This window comes from Pseudomonas sp. Pso3 (assembly GCF_055393275.1).
The window spans coordinates 3,188,066-3,210,328 of record NZ_AP043687.1; the positions used below are offsets into that span (position 1 = coordinate 3,188,066).

Annotated in this window: 20 protein-coding genes and 3 tRNA genes; 7 read left to right on the forward strand and 16 right to left on the reverse strand. The window is 65.8% G+C overall.

The genetic code is table 11. The features are described from left to right. Positions 1–57: 57 nt before the first annotated feature. From ACZ5R1_RS15060 to ACZ5R1_RS15070, 3 genes are all read left to right on the forward strand, one after another. Positions 58–1,236, forward strand: coding sequence for an EAL domain-containing protein (locus ACZ5R1_RS15060; protein WP_150338386.1), 1,179 nt, complete (start codon positions 58–60; stop codon positions 1,234–1,236). Between the two features lie 94 nt (positions 1,237–1,330). Next, positions 1,331–2,662, forward strand: a complete 1,332-nt coding sequence (locus ACZ5R1_RS15065; RefSeq protein WP_027596852.1) for a deoxyguanosinetriphosphate triphosphohydrolase — start codon at positions 1,331–1,333, stop codon at positions 2,660–2,662. 11 nt (positions 2,663–2,673) lie between these two features. Beyond that, positions 2,674–5,295, forward strand: coding sequence for a ligase-associated DNA damage response DEXH box helicase (locus ACZ5R1_RS15070; RefSeq protein ID WP_464712475.1), 2,622 nt, complete (start codon positions 2,674–2,676; stop codon positions 5,293–5,295). Here ACZ5R1_RS15070 and ACZ5R1_RS15075 read toward each other — a convergent pair. Beyond that, positions 5,249–6,100: a CvfB family protein gene (locus ACZ5R1_RS15075; RefSeq protein ID WP_007159087.1), complete on the reverse strand. Its 852-nt coding sequence runs from the start codon at positions 6,098–6,100 to the stop codon at positions 5,249–5,251. The genes ACZ5R1_RS15070 and ACZ5R1_RS15075 overlap by 47 nt on opposite strands. A gap of 280 nt (positions 6,101–6,380) precedes the next feature. After that, complete coding sequence (locus ACZ5R1_RS15080) at positions 6,381–6,617, reverse strand: hypothetical protein (protein WP_007159088.1); 237 nt, start codon at positions 6,615–6,617, stop codon at positions 6,381–6,383. A 548-nt stretch (positions 6,618–7,165) separates the two neighbouring features. Between ACZ5R1_RS15080 and ACZ5R1_RS15085 the strand changes: the two genes are divergently transcribed. The 4 genes from ACZ5R1_RS15085 (at position 7,166) to dacB (ending at position 9,945) form a co-directional block, all read left to right on the forward strand. After that, positions 7,166–7,375, forward strand: coding sequence for a cold-shock protein (locus tag ACZ5R1_RS15085; RefSeq protein ID WP_007159089.1), 210 nt, complete (start codon positions 7,166–7,168; stop codon positions 7,373–7,375). A gap of 105 nt (positions 7,376–7,480) precedes the next feature. Further along, a complete protein-coding gene (locus ACZ5R1_RS15090) occupies positions 7,481–8,137 on the forward strand; it encodes a hypothetical protein (protein ID WP_288403644.1) in 657 nt (218 codons plus the stop codon). A 26-nt stretch (positions 8,138–8,163) separates the two neighbouring features. Beyond that, positions 8,164–8,313 carry a hypothetical protein gene (locus ACZ5R1_RS15095; RefSeq protein ID WP_007159091.1) on the forward strand — a complete coding sequence of 50 codons (150 nt, stop codon included), beginning with the start codon at positions 8,164–8,166 and terminating at the stop codon, positions 8,311–8,313. A 168-nt stretch (positions 8,314–8,481) separates the two neighbouring features. After that, positions 8,482–9,945, forward strand: coding sequence for a D-alanyl-D-alanine carboxypeptidase/D-alanyl-D-alanine endopeptidase (gene dacB, locus ACZ5R1_RS15100; RefSeq protein WP_007159092.1), 1,464 nt, complete (start codon positions 8,482–8,484; stop codon positions 9,943–9,945). A 159-nt stretch (positions 9,946–10,104) separates the two neighbouring features. Here dacB and ACZ5R1_RS15105 read toward each other — a convergent pair whose 3' ends face one another. The 14 genes from ACZ5R1_RS15105 to alaS all read right to left on the reverse strand — a co-directional run bounded on the left by ACZ5R1_RS15105 (position 10,105) and on the right by alaS (position 22,145). Continuing rightward, positions 10,105–10,263, reverse strand: a complete 159-nt coding sequence (locus ACZ5R1_RS15105; RefSeq protein ID WP_007159093.1) for a DUF3309 family protein — start codon at positions 10,261–10,263, stop codon at positions 10,105–10,107. Between the two features lie 202 nt (positions 10,264–10,465). After that, positions 10,466–12,121: a cation acetate symporter gene (locus tag ACZ5R1_RS15110; protein ID WP_169854167.1), complete on the reverse strand. Its 1,656-nt coding sequence runs from the start codon at positions 12,119–12,121 to the stop codon at positions 10,466–10,468. Further along, positions 12,118–12,429: a DUF485 domain-containing protein gene (locus ACZ5R1_RS15115; RefSeq protein WP_144955319.1), complete on the reverse strand. Its 312-nt coding sequence runs from the start codon at positions 12,427–12,429 to the stop codon at positions 12,118–12,120. The genes ACZ5R1_RS15110 and ACZ5R1_RS15115 overlap by 4 nt, the downstream gene beginning before the upstream one ends. Before the next feature lie 96 nt (positions 12,430–12,525). Further along, complete coding sequence (locus ACZ5R1_RS15120) at positions 12,526–13,428, reverse strand: efflux RND transporter periplasmic adaptor subunit (protein ID WP_027596856.1); 903 nt, start codon at positions 13,426–13,428, stop codon at positions 12,526–12,528. Between the two features lie 28 nt (positions 13,429–13,456). Next, positions 13,457–13,660, reverse strand: a complete 204-nt coding sequence (locus ACZ5R1_RS15125) for a DUF1656 domain-containing protein (RefSeq protein WP_042135685.1) — start codon at positions 13,658–13,660, stop codon at positions 13,457–13,459. Next, entirely contained in the window at positions 13,647–15,650 is a 2,004-nt protein-coding gene (locus ACZ5R1_RS15130) for an FUSC family protein (RefSeq protein ID WP_288463826.1), read from the reverse strand. Before ACZ5R1_RS15130 ends, ACZ5R1_RS15125 begins: the two co-directional genes overlap by 14 nt. Before the next feature lie 153 nt (positions 15,651–15,803). Beyond that, entirely contained in the window at positions 15,804–16,802 is a 999-nt protein-coding gene (locus ACZ5R1_RS15135) for a tRNA dihydrouridine synthase (protein WP_027596859.1), read from the reverse strand. 2 nt (positions 16,803–16,804) lie between these two features. Then, complete coding sequence (locus ACZ5R1_RS15140) at positions 16,805–17,245, reverse strand: acyl-CoA thioesterase (RefSeq protein WP_007159100.1); 441 nt, start codon at positions 17,243–17,245, stop codon at positions 16,805–16,807. 142 nt (positions 17,246–17,387) lie between these two features. Next, positions 17,388–17,464 (reverse strand) — tRNA-Arg (locus tag ACZ5R1_RS15145). Between the two features lie 60 nt (positions 17,465–17,524). After that, positions 17,525–17,601, reverse strand: a tRNA-Arg gene (locus tag ACZ5R1_RS15150). Between the two features lie 106 nt (positions 17,602–17,707). Next, a tRNA-Ser gene (locus ACZ5R1_RS15155) sits at positions 17,708–17,798 on the reverse strand. 61 nt (positions 17,799–17,859) lie between these two features. After that, positions 17,860–18,045, reverse strand: coding sequence for a carbon storage regulator CsrA (csrA, locus tag ACZ5R1_RS15160; protein ID WP_007159101.1), 186 nt, complete (start codon positions 18,043–18,045; stop codon positions 17,860–17,862). Positions 18,046–18,200: 155 nt separating this feature from the next. Then, positions 18,201–19,436 carry an aspartate kinase gene (locus ACZ5R1_RS15165; protein WP_007159102.1) on the reverse strand — a complete coding sequence of 412 codons (1,236 nt, stop codon included), beginning with the start codon at positions 19,434–19,436 and terminating at the stop codon, positions 18,201–18,203. An 84-nt stretch (positions 19,437–19,520) separates the two neighbouring features. Continuing rightward, entirely contained in the window at positions 19,521–22,145 is a 2,625-nt protein-coding gene (gene alaS, locus ACZ5R1_RS15170) for an alanine--tRNA ligase (protein WP_027596861.1), read from the reverse strand. Positions 22,146–22,263 lie beyond the last annotated feature (118 nt).

The window sequence follows — 22,263 nt, forward strand, 5'->3', positions numbered from 1 at the left end:
TCTGGCACCCTTATCGCATGGTCAAGCCGAACGCTACTCAAACGATAAGGATGCCCCGTGTTTTCCGGCCACCCCACCGCCTTCTTCCAACCCTTCATCGACACCGCGACCGGGCGCATCGCCGGCGTCGAAGCCCTGGGGCGCTTGCGCCAGGAGGACGGGAGCCATACCTCCGTCGGCCCCCTGTTCGCCGATCCCGGCACCCCGACCCTGGACCTGCTGCACCTCGACCGCACGCTGCGGGACGATGCGCTGCGGCGCTTCGCCAGCGCACCGGATGACTGGTTTCTCAGCCTCAATCTCTCGCCGCGCTGGATCAGTCAGCTGGAAAGGGGCGCCGAATTGCCCAGCCTGGCGCAGCTGGAGCGCTCCGGCATCGCCCCGAGCCGAATCGTCTACGAGATCACCGAGGCCGCTGGCGATCTGCCCAGCCTGACCCAGGCCGTCGCCCGCTATCGCGAACTCGGCATCCGCATCGCCATCGACGATTTCGGTTCCGGCTATTCGCAACTGGATCGGGTGCTGGATCTGCAGCCGGACATCCTCAAGCTGGACATGCGCCTGTTCCAAGCTGCGGCCCGGGGTGGCACCCGCGGCGATGCGGTCAAGGCGCTGGCGCAAATGGCCGAGAAGACCGGGTGCTGGCTGATCGCCGAGGGCGTGGAGACCGAAACCGAACTCGACTTCGCCCTGGAGTGCGGTGCGCGCTACGTCCAGGGCTTCCTCTTCGCCGAGGCCACCGCCGAGCTGGGCACCAGCGACAGCCATCAGCAGCGCTTCGCCGCCCTGCGCAGCCGCTTCGTCGATGGCAAGCTGGATCAGCAGACCCGGCTGCTGGAGCTGCGCCAGCAACTGGCCGACTTCGTCACCCAGCTCAGGCCCTGGGCGGAACACGGCGGCCCCCTGAGCGCCCTGCCCGATCCCCAGGCGTTTCCCGGGCTGCTGCGCATCTACCAGTGCGACCGCACCGGCACCCAGATCACCCCCAACCTGGAATGGAACGGCATGTTCTGGCGCGAGAATCGCCGCTACCTCAACCACAACTGGTCCTGGCGACCCTACTTCTATGCCCTGCTGGCCGAAGGCTGGAACGAGCGACGCCTGGCGCTTTCGACGGTCTATCGCGATGCCACCACCAACCAGTACTGTCTGACCGCCAGCCAGTTCCTGGAGAGCGGCCAGCGCCTGCTGCTTATCGACTTGGACGCCAGCCAGTTGCCGGGCTTTGCCAACTGAGCGGTGATGATCGTATGTTGCCGAGGTCAGAACGCAGAAGCGCCGAACGGCTACCGCCGGCGCTCCCCTTATCGGTGATAGCTCGAGGACGGCCTTGGACTGGCAGACACTTCTTATCCGCGAACGGCTGGGCAAACCCCTGCACAGCCCGGATGAACTGGGGCGTAGCCCCTTTCACAAGGACCACGATCGCATCATCTTCTCCGGCGCCTTCCGCCGGCTGGGGCGCAAGACCCAGGTTCACCCCGTCACCAGCAACGATCACATTCACACCCGCCTGACCCATAGCCTGGAGGTCAGCTGCGTCGGCCGCTCCCTGGGCATGCGCGTGGGTGAGAGTCTGAGGGGCGCCCTGCCCGAGTGGTGCGATCCGAGCGATCTCGGCATGGTGGTGCAATCCGCCTGTCTGGCCCACGACATCGGCAATCCGCCCTTCGGCCACTCCGGCGAAGACGCCATCCGCTACTGGTTCACCCAGGCCGCCGGCCGCGGCTGGCTGGACGACATGAGCGAGGCGGAGCGCCAGGACTTCCTGCATTTCGAAGGCAATGCCCAGGGCTTCCGGGTGCTGACCCAGCTCGAATACCACCAGTTCGACGGCGGCACCCGTCTGACCTACGCCACCCTCGGCACCTACCTCAAGTATCCCTGGACCTCGCGCTATGCCGCGGCGCCCGGCTACAAGAAGCACAAGTTCGGCTGCTACCAGAGCGAGCTGCCGCTGCTGGAACAGATCGCCGAGAAGCTCGAGCTGCCGCTGCTGGGTCCGGAGCGCTGGGCACGGCATCCGCTGGTCTACCTCATGGAAGCCGCCGACGACATCTGCTACGGCCTGATCGATCTGGAAGACGGCCTGGAGATGGAGTTGCTGGACTATGCCGAGGTCGAGGCCCTGCTGCTGGGCCTGGTCGGCGACGACCTGCCGGAAACCTATCGCCAGCTCGGCCCCAAGGATTCGCGGCGGCGCAAGCTGGCCATCCTGCGCGGCAAGGCCATCGAGCACCTGACCAACGCCACCGCCCGCGCCTTCGTCGACCAGCAGGACGCCCTGCTCGCCGGCACCCTGGGCGATGACCTGGTCGAGCACATGGCCGGTCCGGCCAAGCTCTGCGTGCAGCGCGCCAAGGCCCTGGCCCGGGAAAAGATCTTCCACGACAAGCGCAAGACCCTGCACGAGATCGGCGCCTACACCACCCTGGAAATCCTGCTCAATGCCTTCTGCGGCGCCGCCCTGGAACAGCACCGCGGACGCGAGCCTTCGTTCAAGAGCCGCCGCATCCTCGACCTGCTGGGCAACAGCGCGCCCGATCCGTCCTGGACCCTGCACCAGGCCTTCATGCGGGTGATCGATTTCATCGCCGGCATGACCGACAGCTACGCCACGGCCATGGCGGCCGAGATGACCGGGCGTTCGAACCCGGTCTAAGGAGCGCCACGATGGTCACCGCACCCCGCACGCGCAAGGGCCCAGGCAGTCGCTGGCTGGCCGCCCAGGGCTGGAAGGCCTTTCCCTTTCAGCGCGAGGTGGCCAAGGCCATCGCCGCAGGCGAATCCGGCCTGCTGCACGCCACCACGGGTTCGGGCAAGACCTACGCCGTCTGGCTGGCCGCCCTGGATGCCTTCGTCGCCCCCAAGCCGATCACCGCCAAGGGCCTGCCCAGCAAGCGCAAGCAGGCACCACCGCCGCTCACCGTGCTCTGGCTGACGCCCATGCGCGCCCTGGCGGCGGACACCCTGCGCGCCCTGGAGCGCCCGGTACTCGACGAAGAACTGGAGTGGACCCTGGGCCTGCGCACCGGCGACACCGGCAGCAGCGAGCGTGCGCGACAGAATCGGCGCCTGCCGACGGCGCTGGTCACCACCCCCGAAAGCCTGTCGCTGCTGCTGTCCCGCGAAGACGCCCAGGAGGCCCTGGGCCAGGTTCGGCTGGTGGTCATCGATGAGTGGCACGAATTGCTGGGCAACAAGCGTGGCACCCAGACGCAACTGGCCCTGGCCCGTCTGAGCCGCTGGAATCCCGGATTGCAGACCTGGGGCCTGTCGGCCACCCTCGGCAACCAGGCCCATGCGCTGGATGTGCTGCTGGCCGGCGCCCCGGGCCATCTCGTCCAGGGGCGCCAGGACAAGCGCCTGCAGGTGGATACGCTGCTGCCCGAAGGCGGCGTCGAGCGCTTCGCCTGGGCCGGGCACCTGGGCATGCGCCTGCTGCAGCAGGTGATCCGCGAATTGGAGGATAGCCCCACCACCCTGGTCTTCACCAACACCCGCGCCCAGACCGAACTCTGGTACCAGGCCCTGCTGCAGGCGCGCCCGGACTGGGCCGGCCTGATCGCCCTGCACCATGGCTCCATCGAGAAACAGGCCCGCGAGTGGGTGGAAGGCGGTCTCAAGAATGGCCAGCTCAAGGCGGTGATCTGCACCTCCAGCCTCGACCTCGGGGTGGACTTCCTGCCAGTGGAGCGGGTGCTGCAGATCGGCTCGCCCAAGAGCATCGCCCGCCTGCTGCAGCGCGCCGGCCGCAGCGGCCATGCCCCGGGCCGTGCCTCGCGTGCCACCCTGGTACCCACCTACAGCCTCGACCTGCTGGACGCCGCGGCCACCCGCCGCGCCATCACCGCGGGCGAGATCGAAGCGCGCACGGCGCCGGTCAAACCCCTGGATGTCCTGGTGCAGCACCTGGTGACCGTTGCCCTGGGCGGCGGCTTCGAGCCGGATGACCTGCTGCCGGAGATCCGCAGCGCCTGGGCCTATCGCGACCTCAGCGAGGGCGAGTGGATCTGGGCCCTGGCCTTCGTGCGCAACGGCGGCGCCTCGCTGTCGGCCTACCCGGACTATCGCCGCGCCGAGCCCGACGCCGAGGGCATCTGGCGCGTCCCCGACAAGCAGCTGGCCAAGCGGCATCGACTGGGCATTGGCACCATCGTCAGCGAGACCAGCCTCAATGTGCAGTTCTGGTCCAAGGGTGGCGGCGGCAATCGCCTGGGCAACATCGAAGAAGGTTTCATCGCCCGCCTGCGGCCCGGCGATCACTTTCTCTTCGCCGGGCGCACCCTGGAACTGGTGCGGGTGGAAAACATGACGGTGTATGTGCGCCGCGCCTCCGGGCGCAAGGCCGCCATCCCGCGCTGGAGCGGTAGTCGCATGCCGCTTTCGGACACCCTGGCCAAGCACGTCCTGGCGCTGCTGGAAGACGCCGAGGCGCAGCGCTACGAGAGTCCGGAGATGCGCCTGCTGCAACCGCTGCTGGACGTGCAGCGGCAGTGGTCGGCGCTACCGAGCGCCCACTACCTGCTCGCCGAGACGCTGGAATCCCGCGAGGGCTCGCACCTGTTCCTCTATCCCTTCGCCGGCCGTCACGCCCATCTGGGGCTGGCCAGCCTGCTGGCCTGGCGGCTGGCGCAGCGGCGTCCCTGCACCTTTTCCATCGCCGTCAACGACTACGGCCTGGAGCTGGTCTCGCCGGTCAGCCTGGACTGGCAGGCGCTGCTCGATGCCAGTCTCTTCACCACCGACAACCTGGTCAGCGACACCCTGGCCAGCCTCAATGCCGCCGAACTCGCCCAGCGCCGCTTTCGCGAGATCGCGCGCATCTCCGGGCTGATCTTTTCCGGCTATCAGGGGGCGCACAAGAGCAATCGCCAGCTGCAGGCCAGCAGCAGCCTCTTCTACCAGGTGTTTCGCCAATACGATCCGGACAACCTGCTGCTCGGCCAGGCCCAGACCGAGGTCCTGCGTCAGGAGCTCGATGCCGATCGCCTGCAGCAGACGCTGATCCGCACCGGCGCCCTGCCGCTGCGCCTGGTGGTGCTGGACCATCCCTCACCCTTCGCCCTGCCGCTCATGGTCGAGCGGTTGCGCGAGAGTCTGAGTTCGGAAAAGCTGGCCGACCGCATCACCCGCCTGGTCGGCGATCTGGAGCGCGAAGCCGGGCCGGACGAGCGGGCGCGCGCCTTCGACCCCGAGTCCCTGGTGCAGCCCAGCCACGACAGCGATCTGACACCCCGCCGCGGCGCTAGCCCGCGGCGTCCTCGCGTACAGAAATCCGGTCGTCCTCGATAACGATCCGCCCCTGGCGATAGAGATGGCCGATGGCCTTCTTGAAGTTGCCCTTGCTGACGCCAAACAGCTGATGGATCAGCGCCGGCGGACTGCTGTCGCTGAGCTCCAGGACCCCACCGCGTGCCTTGGCCAGGCCGATGATCTGCTCGGCGAGATCGCTTCCGGCGGCAGCTCCCTGAGGCTGCAGGGTCAGGCTGATCTTGCCGTCCGCCCGCACCTCGCGAATGAAGCCCCGCTCCCGCTGCCCCAGGCGCAGTGGCTTGAAGGCCTCGTTGCGATGCACCAGGCCCCAGTGCTTGTTGTCGACGATCACCTTGTAGCCCAGGTCGGTCCGCTCGACCACCAGCAGGGGTACCGGCTGACCCACCTTGTAGCGTGGCGGTTCACGATCCAGGTAGCGATCCAGGCGCGCGGTGGCAACGATCCGCCGGGTCCGGGCATCCAGGTGCACATGCACCACGCAATGATCGCCCACCTGCAGCGGACGCTTCTCCTCCGAATGCGGCAGCAGCAGGTCCTTGGGCAGGCCCCAGTCGAGGAAGATCCCCACCCGGCCGACCTCCACCACACGCAGACTGGCGAAGCCGCCGACCTGCACCTTCGGCTTCTCGGTGGTGGCGATCAGGCGGTCTTCGCTGTCCAGGTAGAGGAAGACGTTGAGCCAGTCGCCCTCGGCGCAGGGTTCGTCGCGAGGCGCATAGCGGCGCGGCAGCAGCACCTCGCCGTCATTGCCGGCATCCAGGAATAGACCGATGGGGGTGTTGCGCAAAATCTGCAAGCTGTTGAAGCGACCCAGCAAGGCCATGAGTGGAGACTCCTGTAGAAAGCGGTGCATTTTACCGCGATCAGCAGAGTCACCGCTTGGTCGCGACCCTTCGTCGCTGAACGGTCGCGAGGCGTGGCTGGCAGCCGAGTGGGTATGAATCTCGACCCGATCGGCCTTGCCCCCACCGCTCGCCACGCTGCCGTGCGGGAGACCTGACCAGGCTGTTTGAGGTGAAACGCCTCACGGCAGGTGGAGGCGGCGGTCGTCTTGAAGGCGATGCCTGGAGATCGCTTTGGCTCGCCTCAGGCGAGCGTCCGGCTCAGGCAGTAAGGCAGTCGTCTGCGAGGGGAATCTCGATGAACAGACCCACGGTGTCAGCCTCGACCCGCATGGCGGCCACCACCGCATTCAGCAAGAACGGATTGGTCGCCTGTTCGTTGGTCACGATACGCTGGGTCAGCTTGATCGACTGGTGGGCGTGGTAGACGGCTACGAGTATTTCATTGAGGTTCAGGCGACGGAGCTCGACCCGGTATCCGGCGAGTCCGTGGCCCAAGGCGCGTCCTGCGCTTTCAAGCCCATTTTTCACAGTAAGTCCTTGGACCGTTGCGGTCCGGGGTAATGATTCGAACAAGATAATAGCACCAGGCCATTATCCTTATTGCGCAGGCCATCACCGTTTCGCTACCACTTGCCGAAGAGACTGAACGCGCCCATGAACGTGCGCCTGCCGGGTGCTGCCCAGCGCTTCGCGCGGCGCCCCTTTCGTGCCCGGGAAACGATTCAGCACGGTGCCTTTGCCACAATCGACCGGTCCCGGTGCCAGAGCGCGCTACGCCTCCCCCCTTCAACCGCCGTTCGCCCGCTTCAGCCCGCACTTCGACCATGGTCGGTAAAGTCAACATCGAGCTGCTCAAAGGTCTTGTTTTGCGCAAGCCAGTCTGAGACCATCCTTCGCTGTCAGGTGAGGCTGTCTCCACGGAGCGGCTGACCTGTCGAGAACCTGGAGTACATCAGGGCCAGCTTTCGCGGCATGGGTTTCTCCTCGTTTCAAAACTGTCGTCCTTCGCGGACAACAACGTCATCTTATTCAAGGAGAAATCCATGTCTACTCGCCAAACTGGCACCGTCAAGTGGTTCAACGACGAGAAAGGCTTCGGCTTCATCACCCCCCAGAGCGGCCCGGACGTGTTCGTTCACTACCGTTCCATTCAGGGTAACGGCTTCAAGAGCCTGCAAGAAGGCCAGGCTGTTTCCTTCCTGGTCGTGCAAGGCCAGAAAGGCCTGCAGGCCGATGAGGTGCAGGTGATCTAATCACCCGCCTTCTCGAAAAAGCCCAACCCCCGGTTGGGCTTTTTTTTGCGCGGACGTTGGCCCCGCCAGCCTCTGCTATCGCCACTTAGGGATGAGGTGCGTCTCGTGAAAACCTTCGCTGCCCTGCTCTGCCTGCTCCTGCTCGCCGGTTGCGCCGCCTTTCCCGGCGATGAACTCTCTTCCCAGCCGTTCCGCGCGCCCCTGAGCGAGCAACCGCAGCGGCCCAAGGTGCTGGTGGAATTCAACTTCTATCGCGGCACTGTCGAGGACGCCAAGGACGCGACGTCGATCGCCGTCGCCCGCGAAGGCCTGAAGCCCCGGCTGCGCGAGGTCCTGGAACGCTCCAATCTGTTCGACCGCATCACCCTGGTGCCGGAGCCCGGCAGGCCCGACGACGCCCTGCTGCGCCTCAAGCTCTACAACAGCACCTCCTACGCCGCCGCCATCGCCAGTGGCCTGATTACCGGCGCCACCTTCTTTCTCGTCCCGGGTACCGCCAAGGACGACTATGTGCTGACCGCCGAATGGATCGCACCGGGTAGCGCTCCGTCCACCCGGGTGCGCAATGCCAGTTCGGTACGCACCTGGATGGGAGTCTGGTTCCTGCCCCTGGCCGCCAGCCATCAGGCCGGGACCGCCATCGAGGAAACCTTCGCCCGCCAGCTCGGCGACGCCCTGCGCCAGCTGCAGAGCGCCGGCGCCTTCGCCGACCACTCCTCGCCCCAGGGGAACGGCGAAACGCCTGCACCGGTCACACCTTGACCGGCAATCACGTAGACGAGGATCCCATGGCCGAAGAAAAGCGCAAAGCCGACGAACGCGAACTGCCCAAGGACGAGAAGCCCCTGCGCACCGAACACGCCAAGACCGACGACGGGCGCAATCCCCCTTCGCCCAACAGTCCGGACCGCACCAAGGACGCCACGGGCTACAACTGATCCCGACCTTTCCGGAAACGACCGCCACGGCGGTCGTTTCTTTATCTGCGCCCTGCCCCGCGGGGTTGGCTCGCCCCTCCCTCCTTACTGCATAATGCCCACACTCCGACGTCTATCGGCCCCTTTTCTCTTCAACTAGGCCGGTACCCTGCCAAGGTGTGTGTCCCGATGCGAAAGACCTTCCGATCTCTGGGCCTGCTGCTGAGCTGCTGCGCCCTGGGCTTTTCCCTGCCCGTCAGTGCCGATACCTCCTACCTGCCGCCGCGAATCGAAAAGGCGATGCAGACCAACAAGATCCCCGGCAGCGACCTGTCGCTGGTGATGCTGCCCCTCGATGGCCCGGGCGAGAACGACTATTACAATGCCGACGTCTCGGTGAATCCGGCGTCGACCATGAAGCTGATCACCACCTTTGCCGCCCTGGAACTGTTGGGTCCCACCTACCAGTGGAAGACCGAGTTCTATACCGACGGCACCCTCAAGGACGGCATCCTCAACGGCAACCTCTATCTCAAGGGCGGTGGCGATCCCAAGCTGAACATGGAGCGGCTGTGGCTGCTCATGCGTGACCTGCGCGCCAACGGCGTCCTGGAAGTCACCGGTGACCTGGTGCTGGATCGCGGTCGTTTCGTGAAGCCCAATCTGCCGGCCTTCAACGACGACGGCGAAGACGAGAACAAGACCTTCCTGGTCGGTCCGGATTCGCTGCTGGTCAATCTTAAGTCGGTGCGCATGGTGGTGCGCTCGGCCGATGGCCGGGTCAGCGTCTCCATGGATCCGCCGCTGACCAACGTCAACATCGACAACCAGATGCGCGCCACCGGCAAGAGCGGTTGCCCGGCCTGGCCGGAGGTGCGCTTCAATCCGGTGCCCCAGGCCGATGGCAGTACCAGCCTGGTGGTCAGTGGCCAGTTGCCGGACGGCTGCAACGCCCAGAGCTATCTGTCGCTGCTCGACCACCCGGCCTATACCGCCGGCGCGGTGCGGGCCATCTGGCAGGAACTGGGCGGCAGCATCAAGGGCCGTACCCGCGAGGGCAGCGTGCCGCGCAATGCCGAGGTGCTGGCGCGGGCCTTCTCGCCCGATGTGGTCGAGATCATTCGCGACATCAATAAGTACAGCAACAACACCATGGCCCAGCAGCTGTTCCTCTCCATCGGGGCGCAATTCCGCACCTCGGCGGATGCGGACGACAGCAAGGCGGCGCTGCGGGTCATCCGCTCGTGGCTGGCGCGCAAGGGCATCAATGCCAGTCACCTGATCATGGAGAACGGCTCGGGCCTGTCGCGCACCGAACGGGTCAGTGCCCGGGAGATGGCCGAGATCCTGCGCGCCGCCTGGCAGAGTCCCTACGGCCCGGAGTTCATCTCTTCGCTGCCGTTGGCGGGCATGGACGGCACCCTGCGCAAGCGCATGAAGAATTCGCCGCTCACCGGTCAGGCGCATATGAAGACCGGCACCCTGAACAACGTACGGGCCCTGGCGGGCTTCGTCCGGGATGCCAATGCGCGCAACTGGGTGGTGGTCGCCATCCTCAACAGCAGCCGCCCCTGGGGCGCTTCGTCGATCCTCGACGAGGTGGTGCTGGACCTCTATCTGCGCAGCCGCCAGGACGGCGCGGTCGCCAACTGACGCGCAAAACAAAACCGGCGTCTGCTCACGCAGACGCCGGTTTTGTTTACAGCACTCGGCAAGGCAGGCCGGAAAGCCGACGTTACCGCGCTGCACCGCATTGGGCAAGAACTTTGTCCAACGCACCTTTGTGGGGCATTTTCAGGCGACCGTCAGGGTCTAGATCATGCCCAGCAGCAGCAGTACCAGCAGGACGACCAAAATGGCGCCCACGATGCCGGACGGGCCATAGCCCCAGCTGCGCGAATGCGGAAACACCGGAAGTCCGCCGATGAGCAGGACCAGCAGCACCAGAACCAGGATGGTCGAGAGAGTCATCTGCCATTCTCCATGAAGGCCAAGGGTCGACCGCCGCCGTAACAGGATGATACGAAGCGACGGGCTTATTCCATGGACCTGCGCCAGCGGCGGAAAATCCCGACGTCGTCAGCTAACCCTGCCCGCCTCGCCGCCTCCCAGGTGCCAGCGCACGAAAAAGCCCGGATCAGGGATCCGGGCTTGGTCTTGTCGCAGCTGGCTGTCAGTGGGCCACAGCGCCACTGGCACCCAGGCCGGTCTGGGATCTCACGAACTGCGGATAGAAGCGTGCCCGCTCCTCTTCGGCAGCCGCCGACTTGTCGGTGATGGAGAAGAACCAGATGCCGATGAAGGCCACGGCGATGGAGAACAGCGCCGGGTATTCATAGGGGTAGATCGGCTTGGCATGACCGAGGATGGTCACCCAGATGGTCGGGCCGAGCACCATCAGGGCCACCGCGGTGATCAGGCCGAGCCAGCCACCGATCATGGCGCCCCGGGTGGTCAGACGCTTCCAGTACATCGAGAGCAGCAGGATGGGGAAGTTGCAGCTGGCCGCGATGGAGAAGGCCAGGCCCACCATGAAGGCGATGTTCTGCTTCTCGAAGAGGATGCCCAAGGCGATGGCGACCACACCCAGCGCCACGGTGGTCATCTTGGAAACGCGGATTTCGTCCTTCTCGTTGGCTTTGCCCTTCTTGATCACGCTGGCGTAGAGGTCGTGGGAGACCGCCGAGGCACCGGCCAGGGTCAGACCGGCGACCACCGCCAGGATGGTGGCGAAGGCCACCGCCGAGATGAAGCCGAGGAAGATGCTGCCGCCCACGGCGTTGGCCAGGTGCACCGCCGCCATGTTGTTGCCGCCCAGCAGGGCGCCGGCGGCGTCCTTGAAGGCCGGATTGGTGCTGACCAGCAGGATGGCGCCAAAGCCGATGATGAAGGTCAGGATGTAGAAGTAGCCGATGAAGCCGGTGGCGTAGAACACGCTCTTGCGCGCTTCCTTGGCGTCACTGACGGTGAAGAAGCGCATCAGGATGTGCGGCAGCCCGGCGGTGCCGAACATCAGCGCCAGACCCAGGGAGAAGGCCGAGATCGGATCCTTCACCAGGCCACCGGGACTCATGATGGCTTCACCCTTGGGATGCACGGCGATGGCTTCGGCGAACAGGCGGTTGAAGTCGAAGCCGACGTGCTTCATTACCATGAAGGCCATGAAGCTGGCACCGGACAGCAGCAGCACCGCCTTGATGATCTGTACCCAGGTGGTGGCCAGCATGCCGCCGAAGAGGACATAGAGCACCATGAGGATACCCACCAGCACCACGGCCAGGGTGTAGTCCAGGCCGAACAGCAGCTGGATCAGCTTGCCGGCACCGACCATCTGGGCAATCAGATAGAGGGCGACCACCACCAGCGAGCCGCAGGCGGACAGGGTCCGGATGTCCTTCTGCTTGAGGCGATAGGAGGCCACGTCGGCGAAGGTGTACTTGCCGAGGTTGCGCAGGCGCTCGGCGATCAGGAACAGGATGATCGGCCAGCCCACCAGGAAGCCGATGGAGTAGATCAGGCCGTCGTAGCCGGAGGTGAACACCAGGGCGGAAATGCCCAGGAAGGAGGCGGCCGACATGTAGTCGCCAGCGATGGCCAGGCCGTTCTGGAACCCGGTGATGCGGCCACCGGCGGCGTAGTAGTCGGCGGCGGAGCGGTTACGCTTGGAAGCCCAGTAGGTGATGCCCAGGGTGGCACCGACGAAGGCGACGAACATCAGGATGGCGGAGACGTTCAGGGGTTGGCGCTGGACCGCGCCACTGATGGCATCGGCGGCCCAGAGCGCAGGCGAGAGGGCCAGCAGCGCGGCGGCCAGGGAAAGACGTCTCATGGCTGCACCTCCCGGAGGATTTCCGCGTTGAGCCGATCGAACTCGCCATTGGCCCGGCGCACATAGATGCCGGTCAGGACGAAGGCCGAAAGGATCAGACCGACGCCCAGGGGAATGCCCCAGGTCATGGCGGCTTCCGCATGGATACGGGTCGCGAGAACCTTGGGCGCGAAGGCGATCAGGAGGATGAAGGCGGAATAGAGTCCGAGCATGATGGCGGAAAGCGTCCAGGCGAAGCGCCCGCGCTTGGTCACCAGTTCTTGGAAACGCGGACTGGCTTCAATCCGCCGGTAGGTGCTGTCATTCATTATTGTTGTTCCTTACAGCATGACGGGAGCGTCGAGCTCTACTCTAGGCCCGCCCGGTAAGGCTTCCAGACGACTTTAGTCGTACCCCTCCAGACCTTAGTAATCCCAGAGCCGACGCCAGCCCTGCAGCGGGTGGTGACCCTCGCCATCGAGCACGGAAACGCTTGCCGTCATCCCCGCGCTGAGGTGGATATCCGCGGGGACGTCCAGCAGTTCGATGCGCACCGGGATGCGCTGCGCCAGGCGCACCCAGTTGAACGTCGGCTCGACGTTGGCCAGCAGCTGGGTATCGCTGGCCGCGTTGCGATCGGTGATGCCGCTGCTGATGCTCGCCACCCGCCCCTGCAGGGGCGCCGCCTGGTTCATCAGGCGCACCCGTACCGCATCGCCGGGGTGGATGTGGGGAATCTTGGTCTCTTCGAAATAGGCCATGACGTAGAAGGAGCGGGTATCCACCAGGGCCATCACCGCCTGGCCGGTCTGCACATAGTTGCCCTCGGCGAATCTGAGGTTGGTGATCCGCCCTTCCCGCGGCGCCAGCACCCGGCTGCGATCCAGGTTGATCTGGGCCAGGTTCACATCGCTCAGGGCTTCCTGGTACTGGCTGCGGGCGACCGCCACGTTGACCTGGGCGGTCTCGCGATCTTCGGCGCTGATGGCACTGGTGCCCAGCCGTTGACGCCGGGCGGCTTCGCTCTCACGCAGGCGCAGTTGTTGCTGGCGCGTCTCGGCCACCGCCTTGGCATGGGCGAGATTGGCCTGGTAACGCTGCTGATCGATCTGCAGGAGCAGATCGCCCGGCTTCACCAGCTGGTTGTCGACCACCGCCAGGCGCGTCACCCAGCCCGATACGTCGGGCGCGACCACCACCACATCGGCGCGCACCCGCGCATCGCGCGTCCAGGGCGTATAGAGATAGAAGTGCCACAGCCAGGTGCCGGCCAGGATGGCGAGCAGTACCACGATCAGGGTTATCGCCACACGCAGGGTCTTGTGCATCGCCTTGTCGATCCTCTTGTTATGGGGCTCAGGTGGCCAGCACGGCCACGAGGCCGGCCAGCCACAGCACGAACAGCGCGCAACCGAACAGGGCGCTGTGCCAGAGATGGCGGCCCAGGCCACTGCGCTGCAGCAGCCACAGCGACAGCGCCGTCAGCAGCAGCGCCAGGACGCCATAGACGAACAGCGGCCCCAGGTAGACCCCGCCGATGGCCCATTCATGCAGATTCATCCGCACCCTCCTCCGCTACCGCCTCTAGACAACAGCTGCGCCAGGTCTGCTGGAGCTGGCCGATGGCGCCGCGCGCCAACCGATGCGGCTCATCGTCTGGCGCCTGGTGCAGCGCCTGTCGCAGACGCTCTGCCGCCGCGTCCAGCGCGCCCGGCTGCAGGTTACCGAAGCCCACCTCCAGCTGTTCGGCGAAGCGGCCGAGAAAGGCATCCCGCGCCCGGGGCACCTCGCCCTGGGCACCTGCCAGGCAGGCGCGCAGATGCAGTAACTCATTGCCCAGGTCCAGCGCCAGCAGCCCCTGCTCCCAGCGCCCGCGTTCGCTGGCCGACAGCTGCTCGATATGTCGCGCCAGCAGTAGCAGGCGATCCGCCATGCGCCCGCCGAACCAGGTCTCGGCGTTGGCTAGGGGGACCGTGGTCAGTCGCTGCAGGTCGTAGGTGGTGGCCTCGAGGATGCGGCGGCTGGTGCGCCGCGGCGTGCGTAGACTGATCAGCCGGAACATCAGCACGGCCGAACCGACGCCGATCAATAGACTCTGCAACTGGTTGAGCAAGGCGCCCATCTCCACCTGGCCGTGGTTGCTGGGCGAGACCAGCACCAGCAGATGGATGGCGAAGGCCGTCGCCGTCCCCACCACGCCCGGCGGTCCGGCCATCCCCAGGGCGGCAAAGAACAGTGGCACCCCCAGCACCAGGCACAGCAGCGGATAGCCGCTGATCTGCGGCAGCAGCACCTGGCTGACCAGGATGGCGACTGGCGCGGCATAGAGGATGCCCCGCAGGAAGCCGAGGCCGATGGTGGCGGCGTTGTCGCGATTGGCGAACAGGCTGCAGATGACCCCGGCCATGAGCATGGCACCCGGCGCCGAGGGCCAGGCGCTGGCCAGCCAGAAGACGCCCACGACCAGCAGCGCACAGGCGCTGCGCAGGCCGTAGAGCAGTGCCGTCTGCACATCGCGATGACGCGCCAGTGCCGAGGGCGCCACGGCGCTGAGCTGGGCCGTGTGGACGCTGTCCAGGGCGCGACCGGCCAGCAGGATCTTGTCCAGCAGGATGGCGAAACGGGCCAGCAGGTAGCGCTGATCGTTGTCCAGCTCCGGGGCGGTGCCCGCAGCCTCTCTCAGACGCTGCAGGAGGGCCTCCAGGGCAGACGCCTGGGGGTCGGCCAGGGTCGTGAGCAGTTCGTCGCGCCAGGGCTGCAGAGCGGCCCTTCTCGGCTCGTCCAGACCACGCCACTGGCGCATGGCACCACGGGCGGTGCGCAGCAGGCTGAGCAGATCCCGCGAGAGCAGGCGCAACGCCCTGGCGCGTTGCCGGCCGCGCTGACCTTCGAACCAGGCGTGGTCGCGCTGGGCATCCACCGCCACCACCTGGCCAAGCATGGCCAGCAGACCCTGGGTGGCATCCTGGGCCTCGGCCAGCTCCGCCCGCGCCGCAGCCACGCCCTGCTCCCAGGTGCGCCGCGCCTGGGCGGCCAGGTTCTGCTCCACGCGCTGTGGCCAGAACAGCGCGCTGACCGCCGAGGCCACGACGATACCCAGGCAGATCTCGGTGCAGCGGGCCACCGCCTGGTCGAACACGGTCAGCGGATGGGCAATGGCAGGCAGGCCGATGATGGCGACGGTATAGCCGGCCAGCACGAAGCCATAGGCGACATGGTTGCGCAGCAGGGTCGAGGCTGCCGTGCAGAGGGCCATCCAGCCGGCCAGGGCCAGGAGGAACAGCCAGGGCGTCTGGGCGAAGAAGCCCATGAGCACCACCGCCATGCAGGTGCCGGCAATGGTGCCGAGCAGGCGGAACAGGCCCTTGGCCAGCACCATGCCGGACAGCGGCTGGGAGACGATCATCACCGTCATGCAGGCCCAGACCGGTTGTTCGAGACTGAAACGAAAGGCCAGCCAGAGCGCCAGTCCGGCGGCGAACAGGGTCTTGCCGGCAAAGAGTAGTGCCGCAGGCGTGGGTGCGAGAAAGACCGTCCAGGGTAGGCGCACGTCGGCTCTTGGTGTGCAGGGGGTCCAGCATAGGCCGCGTGGCCCAGGCGAAGTTCCAGGCGGGCGCCCAGACGAAAAAAAGGCGACCCGGGGTCGCCTGAAGTGCCTTGCGTGCTCGAGCGACGACGCTCCGTCGTCACCACTCCCCAGAGACTAGACGAGTTGCGGCCGGCGTTCTTGATCGAGATCAAGTTCGGCTGGATTGTGCCCGGCCATGCCGAGCAGGCGGTCGATCAGGGCGCAATCGGATTCGCGCCGCACCTCGGCGAACAGGGCCGCGGCCTCGGGATAGCTGCGGGTCAGCATGCCCAGCCACTGCTTGAGGCGACCGGGGGCGTAGCGCGGCGCCAGCTTGCGTTGCGCCATGACCCAGAAGCGTTGCACCCGCGGCAGGATCTCGGCCCAGCTCTGCGGCGCGGTCTCCTCTCCGCGCACCGCCGCGGCGATCTGCAGCGCCAGGTCCGGCCGCGAGACCAGGCCGCGCCCCAGCATCACCGAGGCCTGGCCGCTGACGCTGCGGCAACGCCAGTAGTCGTCCAGGGTCCAGATCTCGCCGTTGGCCAGCACCGGCACGGATACCCGGTCGGCCACCCGCGCCACCCATTCCCAGTGCGCCGGCGGCTTGTAGCCCTCGACCTTGGTCCGCGCATGGACCACCAGTTGCGCCGCGCCACCCTCGACCAGGGCCTCGGCGCAGGCCAGGGCGGCGTTCGGACTGTCGTAGCCCAGGCGCATCTTGGCGGTGACCGGAATGTGCGCCGGCACGGCCTGGCGCACGCTCTCGACGATCCGGTTGAGCAGCTCCGGCTCCTTGAGCAGCACCGCCCCGCCGCGGGACTTGTTGACGGTCTTGGCCGGGCAGCCGAAGTTGAGATCGATCACCGGGGCGCCCAGGGTGCAGGCGAAGGCCGCGTTGTCGGCCAGGCAGGCCGGATCCGAACCCAGCAGTTGCACCCGCATGGGCGTACCGGACGGCGTGCGCGCGCCCTGCTCCAGCTCAGGTGCCAGCTTGGCGAAGGCCGCCGCCGGCAGCAGGCGATCGCAGACACGGATGAATTCGCTCACGCACCAATCGAGTCCACCGACCTCGGTCAGCAATTCCCGCAGGATGTCGTCGACGAGGCCCTCCATGGGCGCCAGGGCGATTTCCATGCTCAGACGTCCTCGCCAGGCAGCGCCTGGCCATAACCGGCCAGGAATTCGGGTGGCATGCGCCTGGGCTTGCCGGAAGACAGCTCGATGCAGACGAAGGTCGTCCGGGCGCGCAGCAGGGTCACACCATCGGCGGGACGCTGCAGCTGGAATTGCCGGGTCATGCGCAGACGACGATCCCAGTCCACCAGCCAGGTGCCCAATACCAGCTCATCGTCCTGATAGCCGCTGCTGAGATAGTCGATCTCGTGGCGCACCACGGCCATGGCACGATCCAGCCGCTGGAAGGTGGCGAGATCCAGGCCCAGGGCCGCCGAATGCTGCCAGGCGCACTGTTCGAGCCAGCTGACGTAGACGGCGTTGTTGGCATGACCCAGGCCGTCGATGTGCTCGGCACCGATGCGCAGCGGCAGGAGGTGGGGAGTCGGTCTGTCCCACTGCATGAAGAGACCCTCTCGCGGGCAAGGTCAAAAGACGCACGGCCTGACCGGACGGAATCCTGGCCAGGCCAACGGTCGCGGATACTGGCACGAATCCGCAGACAATAAAAAAGGGCCTGCATCGCTGCAGGCCCTTCTTCATGTTTGGCGCACTCGGGAGGATTCGAACCTCCGACCGCTCGGTTCGTAGCCGAGTACTCTATCCAGCTGAGCTACGAGTGCGTTTCGGTGCGTTTAGCCAGAACACCGCTGGTACTGCTGAAGCCAGAGGCTTCGTCGATTTGGCGCACTCGGGAGGATTCGAACCTCCGACCGCTCGGTTCGTAGCCGAGTACTCTATCCAGCTGAGCTACGAGTGCGTTGAAGCTGCGTATTCTAGCTTCCGTTTCTGACGTGTCAAGCAAATTTGCTTGTTTATCAGGTACTTACCAATCGGTCAGTACAGCGGAGCCAGTTTGAAGCAAATGGCGGTGAGGGAGGGATTCGAACCCTCGACACCCTTTTGAGGTGTACTCCCTTAGCAGGGGAGCGCCTTCGGCCACTCGGCCACCTCACCGCAACGGGGCGAAACTATATCGAAGGTTTGCCCGTTTGCAAAGAGAAAAATTCAAAAAAAATCAGTGGTTTGGTTCTTGGTCCTTTTCCTTCTGGATGCGCTGGTAGATTTCCTCGCGATGAACCGCGACTTCCTTGGGCGCATTGACGCCGATGCGGACCTGGTTGCCCTTGACTCCCAGTACCGTCACGGTGACTTCATCACCCACCATCAGGGTCTCACCAACCCGACGAGTCAAAATAAGCATTCCATTCTCCTTAAGCTTTAACTCAGTCTGCACGTATGAACCGAAACGATCCCTGAATGGACCCTCTAGTCGCTATTGACCTCTGTCCATGCAAGTAAAGTTCCGCAGAACCCGCGTCGGATGAGGTCCCTGTGGCAGGAACCTCATCTGGCAGGTCACTCGGCGCCGCGTGCGGGGGCGTCGAGTTCGAAGGCGGTGTGCAGGGCGCGGACGGCGAGTTCGAGGTATTTCTCCTCGATGACCACCGACACCTTGATCTCGGAAGTGGAGATCATCTGGATGTTGATGCTCTCCTTGGCCAGGGCTTCGAACATCTGGCTGGCCACGCCGGCATGGGATCTCATGCCGACGCCGACGATGGAGACCTTGGCGATCTTGGTGTCGCCGACGGACTCCCGAGCGCCGATCTCGACGCCGGTGCGCTTGAGGATCTCCAGGGCGCTCTGGTAGTCGTTGCGGTGCACGGTGAAGGTGAAGTCGGTGGTGTTATCGTGCGCGACGTTCTGCACGATCATGTCGACTTCGATGTTGGCCGCGCTGATCGGGCCGAGGATCTTGAAGGCCACGCCGGGGGTATCCGGCACACCGCGAATGGTCAGCTTGGCTTCGTCACGGTTGAAGGCGATGCCGGAGATGATCGGCTGTTCCATGGATTCCTCTTCATCAAGGGTAATGAGGGTGCCCGGACCCTCCTGAAAGCTGTGCAGCACGCGCAGCGGCACGTTGTACTTGCCGGCGAACTCCACCGAACGGATCTGCAGCACCTTGGAGCCGAGGCTGGCCATTTCCAGCATTTCCTCGAAGGTGATCTTGTCCAGGCGCTGGGCCTGGGGCACCACGCGCGGATCGGTGGTGTAGACGCCGTCGACGTCGGTATAGATCTGGCACTCGTCGGCCTTCAGCGCGGCCGCCAGGGCCACGCCGGTGGTGTCGGAGCCACCGCGACCCAGGGTGGTGATGTTGCCCTGCTCGTCAACGCCCTGGAAGCCGGCCACGACCACCACCTTGCCGGCCTTGAGCTCGGCGCGGATGCGGGCGTCGTCGATCTGCTGGATGCGCGCCTTGGTGTGGGCGCTGTCGGTGAGGATGCGCACCTGGTTGCCGGTATAGGACACCGCCTGGACGCCGCGCTTGAGCAGCGCCATGGCCAGCAGGCCGATGGTGACCTGCTCGCCGGTGGAGACCATGACATCCAGCTCGCGCGGATCGGGTTGCTCCATGATCTGCTTGGCGAGGCCGATCAGGCGATTGGTCTCGCCACTCATGGCCGATACCACCACCACGATCTGGTCGCCCGCCTCATGGAAGCGTTTCACCTTCTCGGCGACCTGCTCGATACGCTCCACCGTACCCACCGAGGTACCGCCGAATTTCTGTACGATCAATGCCATTGCTTGCTGCCCGTCCGCAGAAAAATCTGATTCAAGTTGTTGAGGGAGGAAGCGGGCCGCCCTCCCCGGCGACCCGCAGCGCTCTTAGAGGCTTTCCTCGGCGTACTGCGCGGCGCAGGCCAGGGCCGCTTCAAGCTGGCTGGCATCGGTGCCGCCGCCCTGAGCCATGTCCGGACGACCGCCGCCCTTGCCACCGACCACGGCCGCGGCGCGCTTCATCAGCTCGCCGGCCTTGAGCCTGGCGGTCAGGTCGGCGGTGACGCCGGCCACCAGCACCACCTTGCCGTCGGCTTCGCCACCGAGCAGGATCATGCCGCTGCCGAGCTTGTTCTTGAGCTGGTCGACCAGCGCCAGCAGCGCCTTGCCGTCGAGACCGTCGAGGCGCGCGGTCAGCACCTTGGCGCCCTTGACGTCCTGCGCCTGGTCCACCAGATCACCAGCCGAGGCACTGGCGGCCTTGGCCTTGAGCTGCTCGATTTCCTTTTCCAGCTGGCGATTGCGCTCGACCAGCGCGGCCAGCTTGTCCAGCACGTTGTCGCGACTGCCCTTGAGCAGGCTGGCGGCTTCGCGCAGCTGCTCTTCGGCGCTGTTGAGGTAGGCCAGGGCCGCGGTGCCGGTGATGGCTTCCACACGGCGCACGCCGGAGGCCACGCCGCCTTCGCTGACCAGCTTGAGCAGGCCGATGTCGCCGGTCTGGGCGACGTGGGTGCCGCCGCACAGCTCGACGGAGAATTCACCGCCCATGCCGACCACGCGCACCACGTCACCGTACTTCTCGCCGAACAGCGCCATGGCGCCGCGGGCCTTGGCCTCGTCGATGGCCATGACCTCGGTGGTCACCGCGCTGTTCTTGCGGATCTCTTCGTTGACGATGGTCTCGATGCGCTTGAGCTCCTCGGGCTTGATGGCCTCGAAGTGGCTAAAGTCGAATCTCAGGCGCTGGTCGTTGACCAGGGAGCCCTTCTGGTGGACATGGTCGCCCAGCACCTGGCGCAGGGCGGCGTGCAGCAGGTGGGTACCGGAGTGGTTCAGGGCGATGCCCTGGCGGCGCCCGGCATCAACCTGGGCCATCAGCGCGGTGCCGACGTTGAGGCTGCCCTTGGTCACCACGCCATGGTGCAGGAAGGCCCCCTGGGTCTTGGTGGTGTCGCGCACGGCGAAGCCAACGCCGGCGCTTTCCAGGGTACCGGTGTCGCCGACCTGGCCACCGGATTCACCATAGAACGGCGTCTGGTCGAGGATGACCACGCCCTCCTCGCCTTCGGCGAGGCTGTCCACCGGCTGGCCGGCGCGGTACAGGGCGACGATGGTGCCCGAGGCGCTGGTGGTGTCGTAGCCGAGGAAGCGGGTCTCGCCCTCGACCTTGACCAGGCTGTTGTAGTCCACGCCGAAGGCGCTGGCGGAGCGGGCGCGCTCGCGCTGGGCTTCCATCTCGCGCTCGAAACCAGCCTCGTCGAGGTTGAGGTTGCGCTCGCGGGCGATGTCGTTGGTCAGGTCGACCGGGAAGCCGTAGGTGTCATAGAGCTTGAACACCACGTCACCGGGAATGGTGTCGCCCTGCAGCTGCGCCAGATCCTGTTCGAGGATCTTCAGGCCCTGCTCCAGGGTCTTGGCGAACTGCTCTTCCTCGGTGCGCAGCACGCGCTCGATGTGCGCCTGCTGCTGGACCAGCTCGGGATAGGCCTGGCCCATCTCGGCCACCAGGGCGGCGACGATCTTGTGGAAGAAGGTGCCCTTGGCGCCCAGCTTGTTGCCGTGGCGGCAGGCGCGACGAATGATGCGACGCAGCACGTAGCCACGGCCTTCGTTGGACGGCAGCACGCCATCGGCGATCAGGAAGCTGCAGGAACGGATGTGGTCGGCCACCACCTTGAGCGAGGGGGCGTCGTCGTTGGCGCAACCGATGGCCTCGGCCGAGGCCGCCAGCAGCTGCTGGAACAGATCGATCTCGTAGTTCGAGTGCACGTGCTGCAGCACGGCGCTCACCCGCTCCAGGCCCATGCCGGTGTCGACGCTGGGCGCCGGCAGCGGATGCAGGACGCCATCGGCGGTGCGGTTGAACTGCATGAAGACGTTGTTCCAGATCTCGATGTAGCGATCGCCGTCTTCTTCCGGCGAGCCGGGCGGGCCGCCCCAGATCTCGGGACCGTGGTCGAAGAAGATCTCGGTGCAGGGGCCGCAGGGACCGGTATCACCCATGGTCCAGAAGTTGTCCGAGGCATAGGGCGCGCCCTTGTTGTCGCCGATGCGCACCATCTGCGCCTCGGGCACCCCGACTTCCTTGGTCCAGATGTCGTAGGCCTCGTCATCGGTGGCGTAGACGGTGACCCAGAGCTTTTCCCGGGGCAGACCCAGCCACTGAGGCGAGGTGAGGAATTCCCAGGCGAAGGTGATGGCGTCGCGCTTGAAGTAGTCGCCGAAGCTGAAGTTGCCCAGCATCTCGAAGAAGGTGTGGTGACGCGCCGTGTAGCCGACGTTCTCCAGGTCGTTGTGCTTGCCGCCCGCGCGCACGCACTTCTGGCTGGTGGCGGCGCGGGTGTAGCTGCGCTTTTCCATGCCGAGGAAGCAGTCCTTGAACTGGTTCATCCCGGCGTTGGTGAACAGCAGGGTCGGATCGTTCGCGGGGATCAGCGAACTGGAGGCGACCCGGGTGTGCCCCTTCTCTTCGAAGAAGCGGAGGAAGGCTTCACGGATTTCGGCGCTTTTCATATTCATTCCAGACAATGGGCTTTTCGACGCGCGTGACGGGCATCCGACTGGATCGCAGACGAGACGAACGGAGCGGGCGCCGCAGACGCGGCACGTGCGGAAAACGGACACGCATGTC

Coding starts and splice junctions, on each gene's coding strand:
- ACZ5R1_RS15165 (WP_007159102.1), bottom strand. CDS start 19,436: ATGGCATTGATCGTACAGAAATTCGGCGGTACCTCGGTGGGTACGGTG.
- ACZ5R1_RS15095 (WP_007159091.1), top strand. CDS start 8,164: ATGGCCGAAGAAAAGCGCAAAGCCGACGAACGCGAACTGCCCAAGGAC.
- ACZ5R1_RS15135 (WP_027596859.1), bottom strand. CDS start 16,802: ATGGAAATCGCCCTGGCGCCCATGGAGGGCCTCGTCGACGACATCCTG.
- dacB (WP_007159092.1), top strand. CDS start 8,482: ATGCGAAAGACCTTCCGATCTCTGGGCCTGCTGCTGAGCTGCTGCGCC.
- ACZ5R1_RS15110 (WP_169854167.1), bottom strand. CDS start 12,121: ATGAGACGTCTTTCCCTGGCCGCCGCGCTGCTGGCCCTCTCGCCTGCG.
- ACZ5R1_RS15115 (WP_144955319.1), bottom strand. CDS start 12,429: ATGAATGACAGCACCTACCGGCGGATTGAAGCCAGTCCGCGTTTCCAA.
- ACZ5R1_RS15075 (WP_007159087.1), bottom strand. CDS start 6,100: ATGGCCTTGCTGGGTCGCTTCAACAGCTTGCAGATTTTGCGCAACACC.
- ACZ5R1_RS15120 (WP_027596856.1), bottom strand. CDS start 13,428: ATGCACAAGACCCTGCGTGTGGCGATAACCCTGATCGTGGTACTGCTC.
- ACZ5R1_RS15140 (WP_007159100.1), bottom strand. CDS start 17,245: ATGCAGTGGGACAGACCGACTCCCCACCTCCTGCCGCTGCGCATCGGT.
- ACZ5R1_RS15085 (WP_007159089.1), top strand. CDS start 7,166: ATGTCTACTCGCCAAACTGGCACCGTCAAGTGGTTCAACGACGAGAAA.
- ACZ5R1_RS15125 (WP_042135685.1), bottom strand. CDS start 13,660: ATGAATCTGCATGAATGGGCCATCGGCGGGGTCTACCTGGGGCCGCTG.
- ACZ5R1_RS15070 (WP_464712475.1), top strand. CDS start 2,674: ATGGTCACCGCACCCCGCACGCGCAAGGGCCCAGGCAGTCGCTGGCTG.
- csrA (WP_007159101.1), bottom strand. CDS start 18,045: ATGCTTATTTTGACTCGTCGGGTTGGTGAGACCCTGATGGTGGGTGAT.
- alaS (WP_027596861.1), bottom strand. CDS start 22,145: ATGAAAAGCGCCGAAATCCGTGAAGCCTTCCTCCGCTTCTTCGAAGAG.
- ACZ5R1_RS15105 (WP_007159093.1), bottom strand. CDS start 10,263: ATGACTCTCTCGACCATCCTGGTTCTGGTGCTGCTGGTCCTGCTCATC.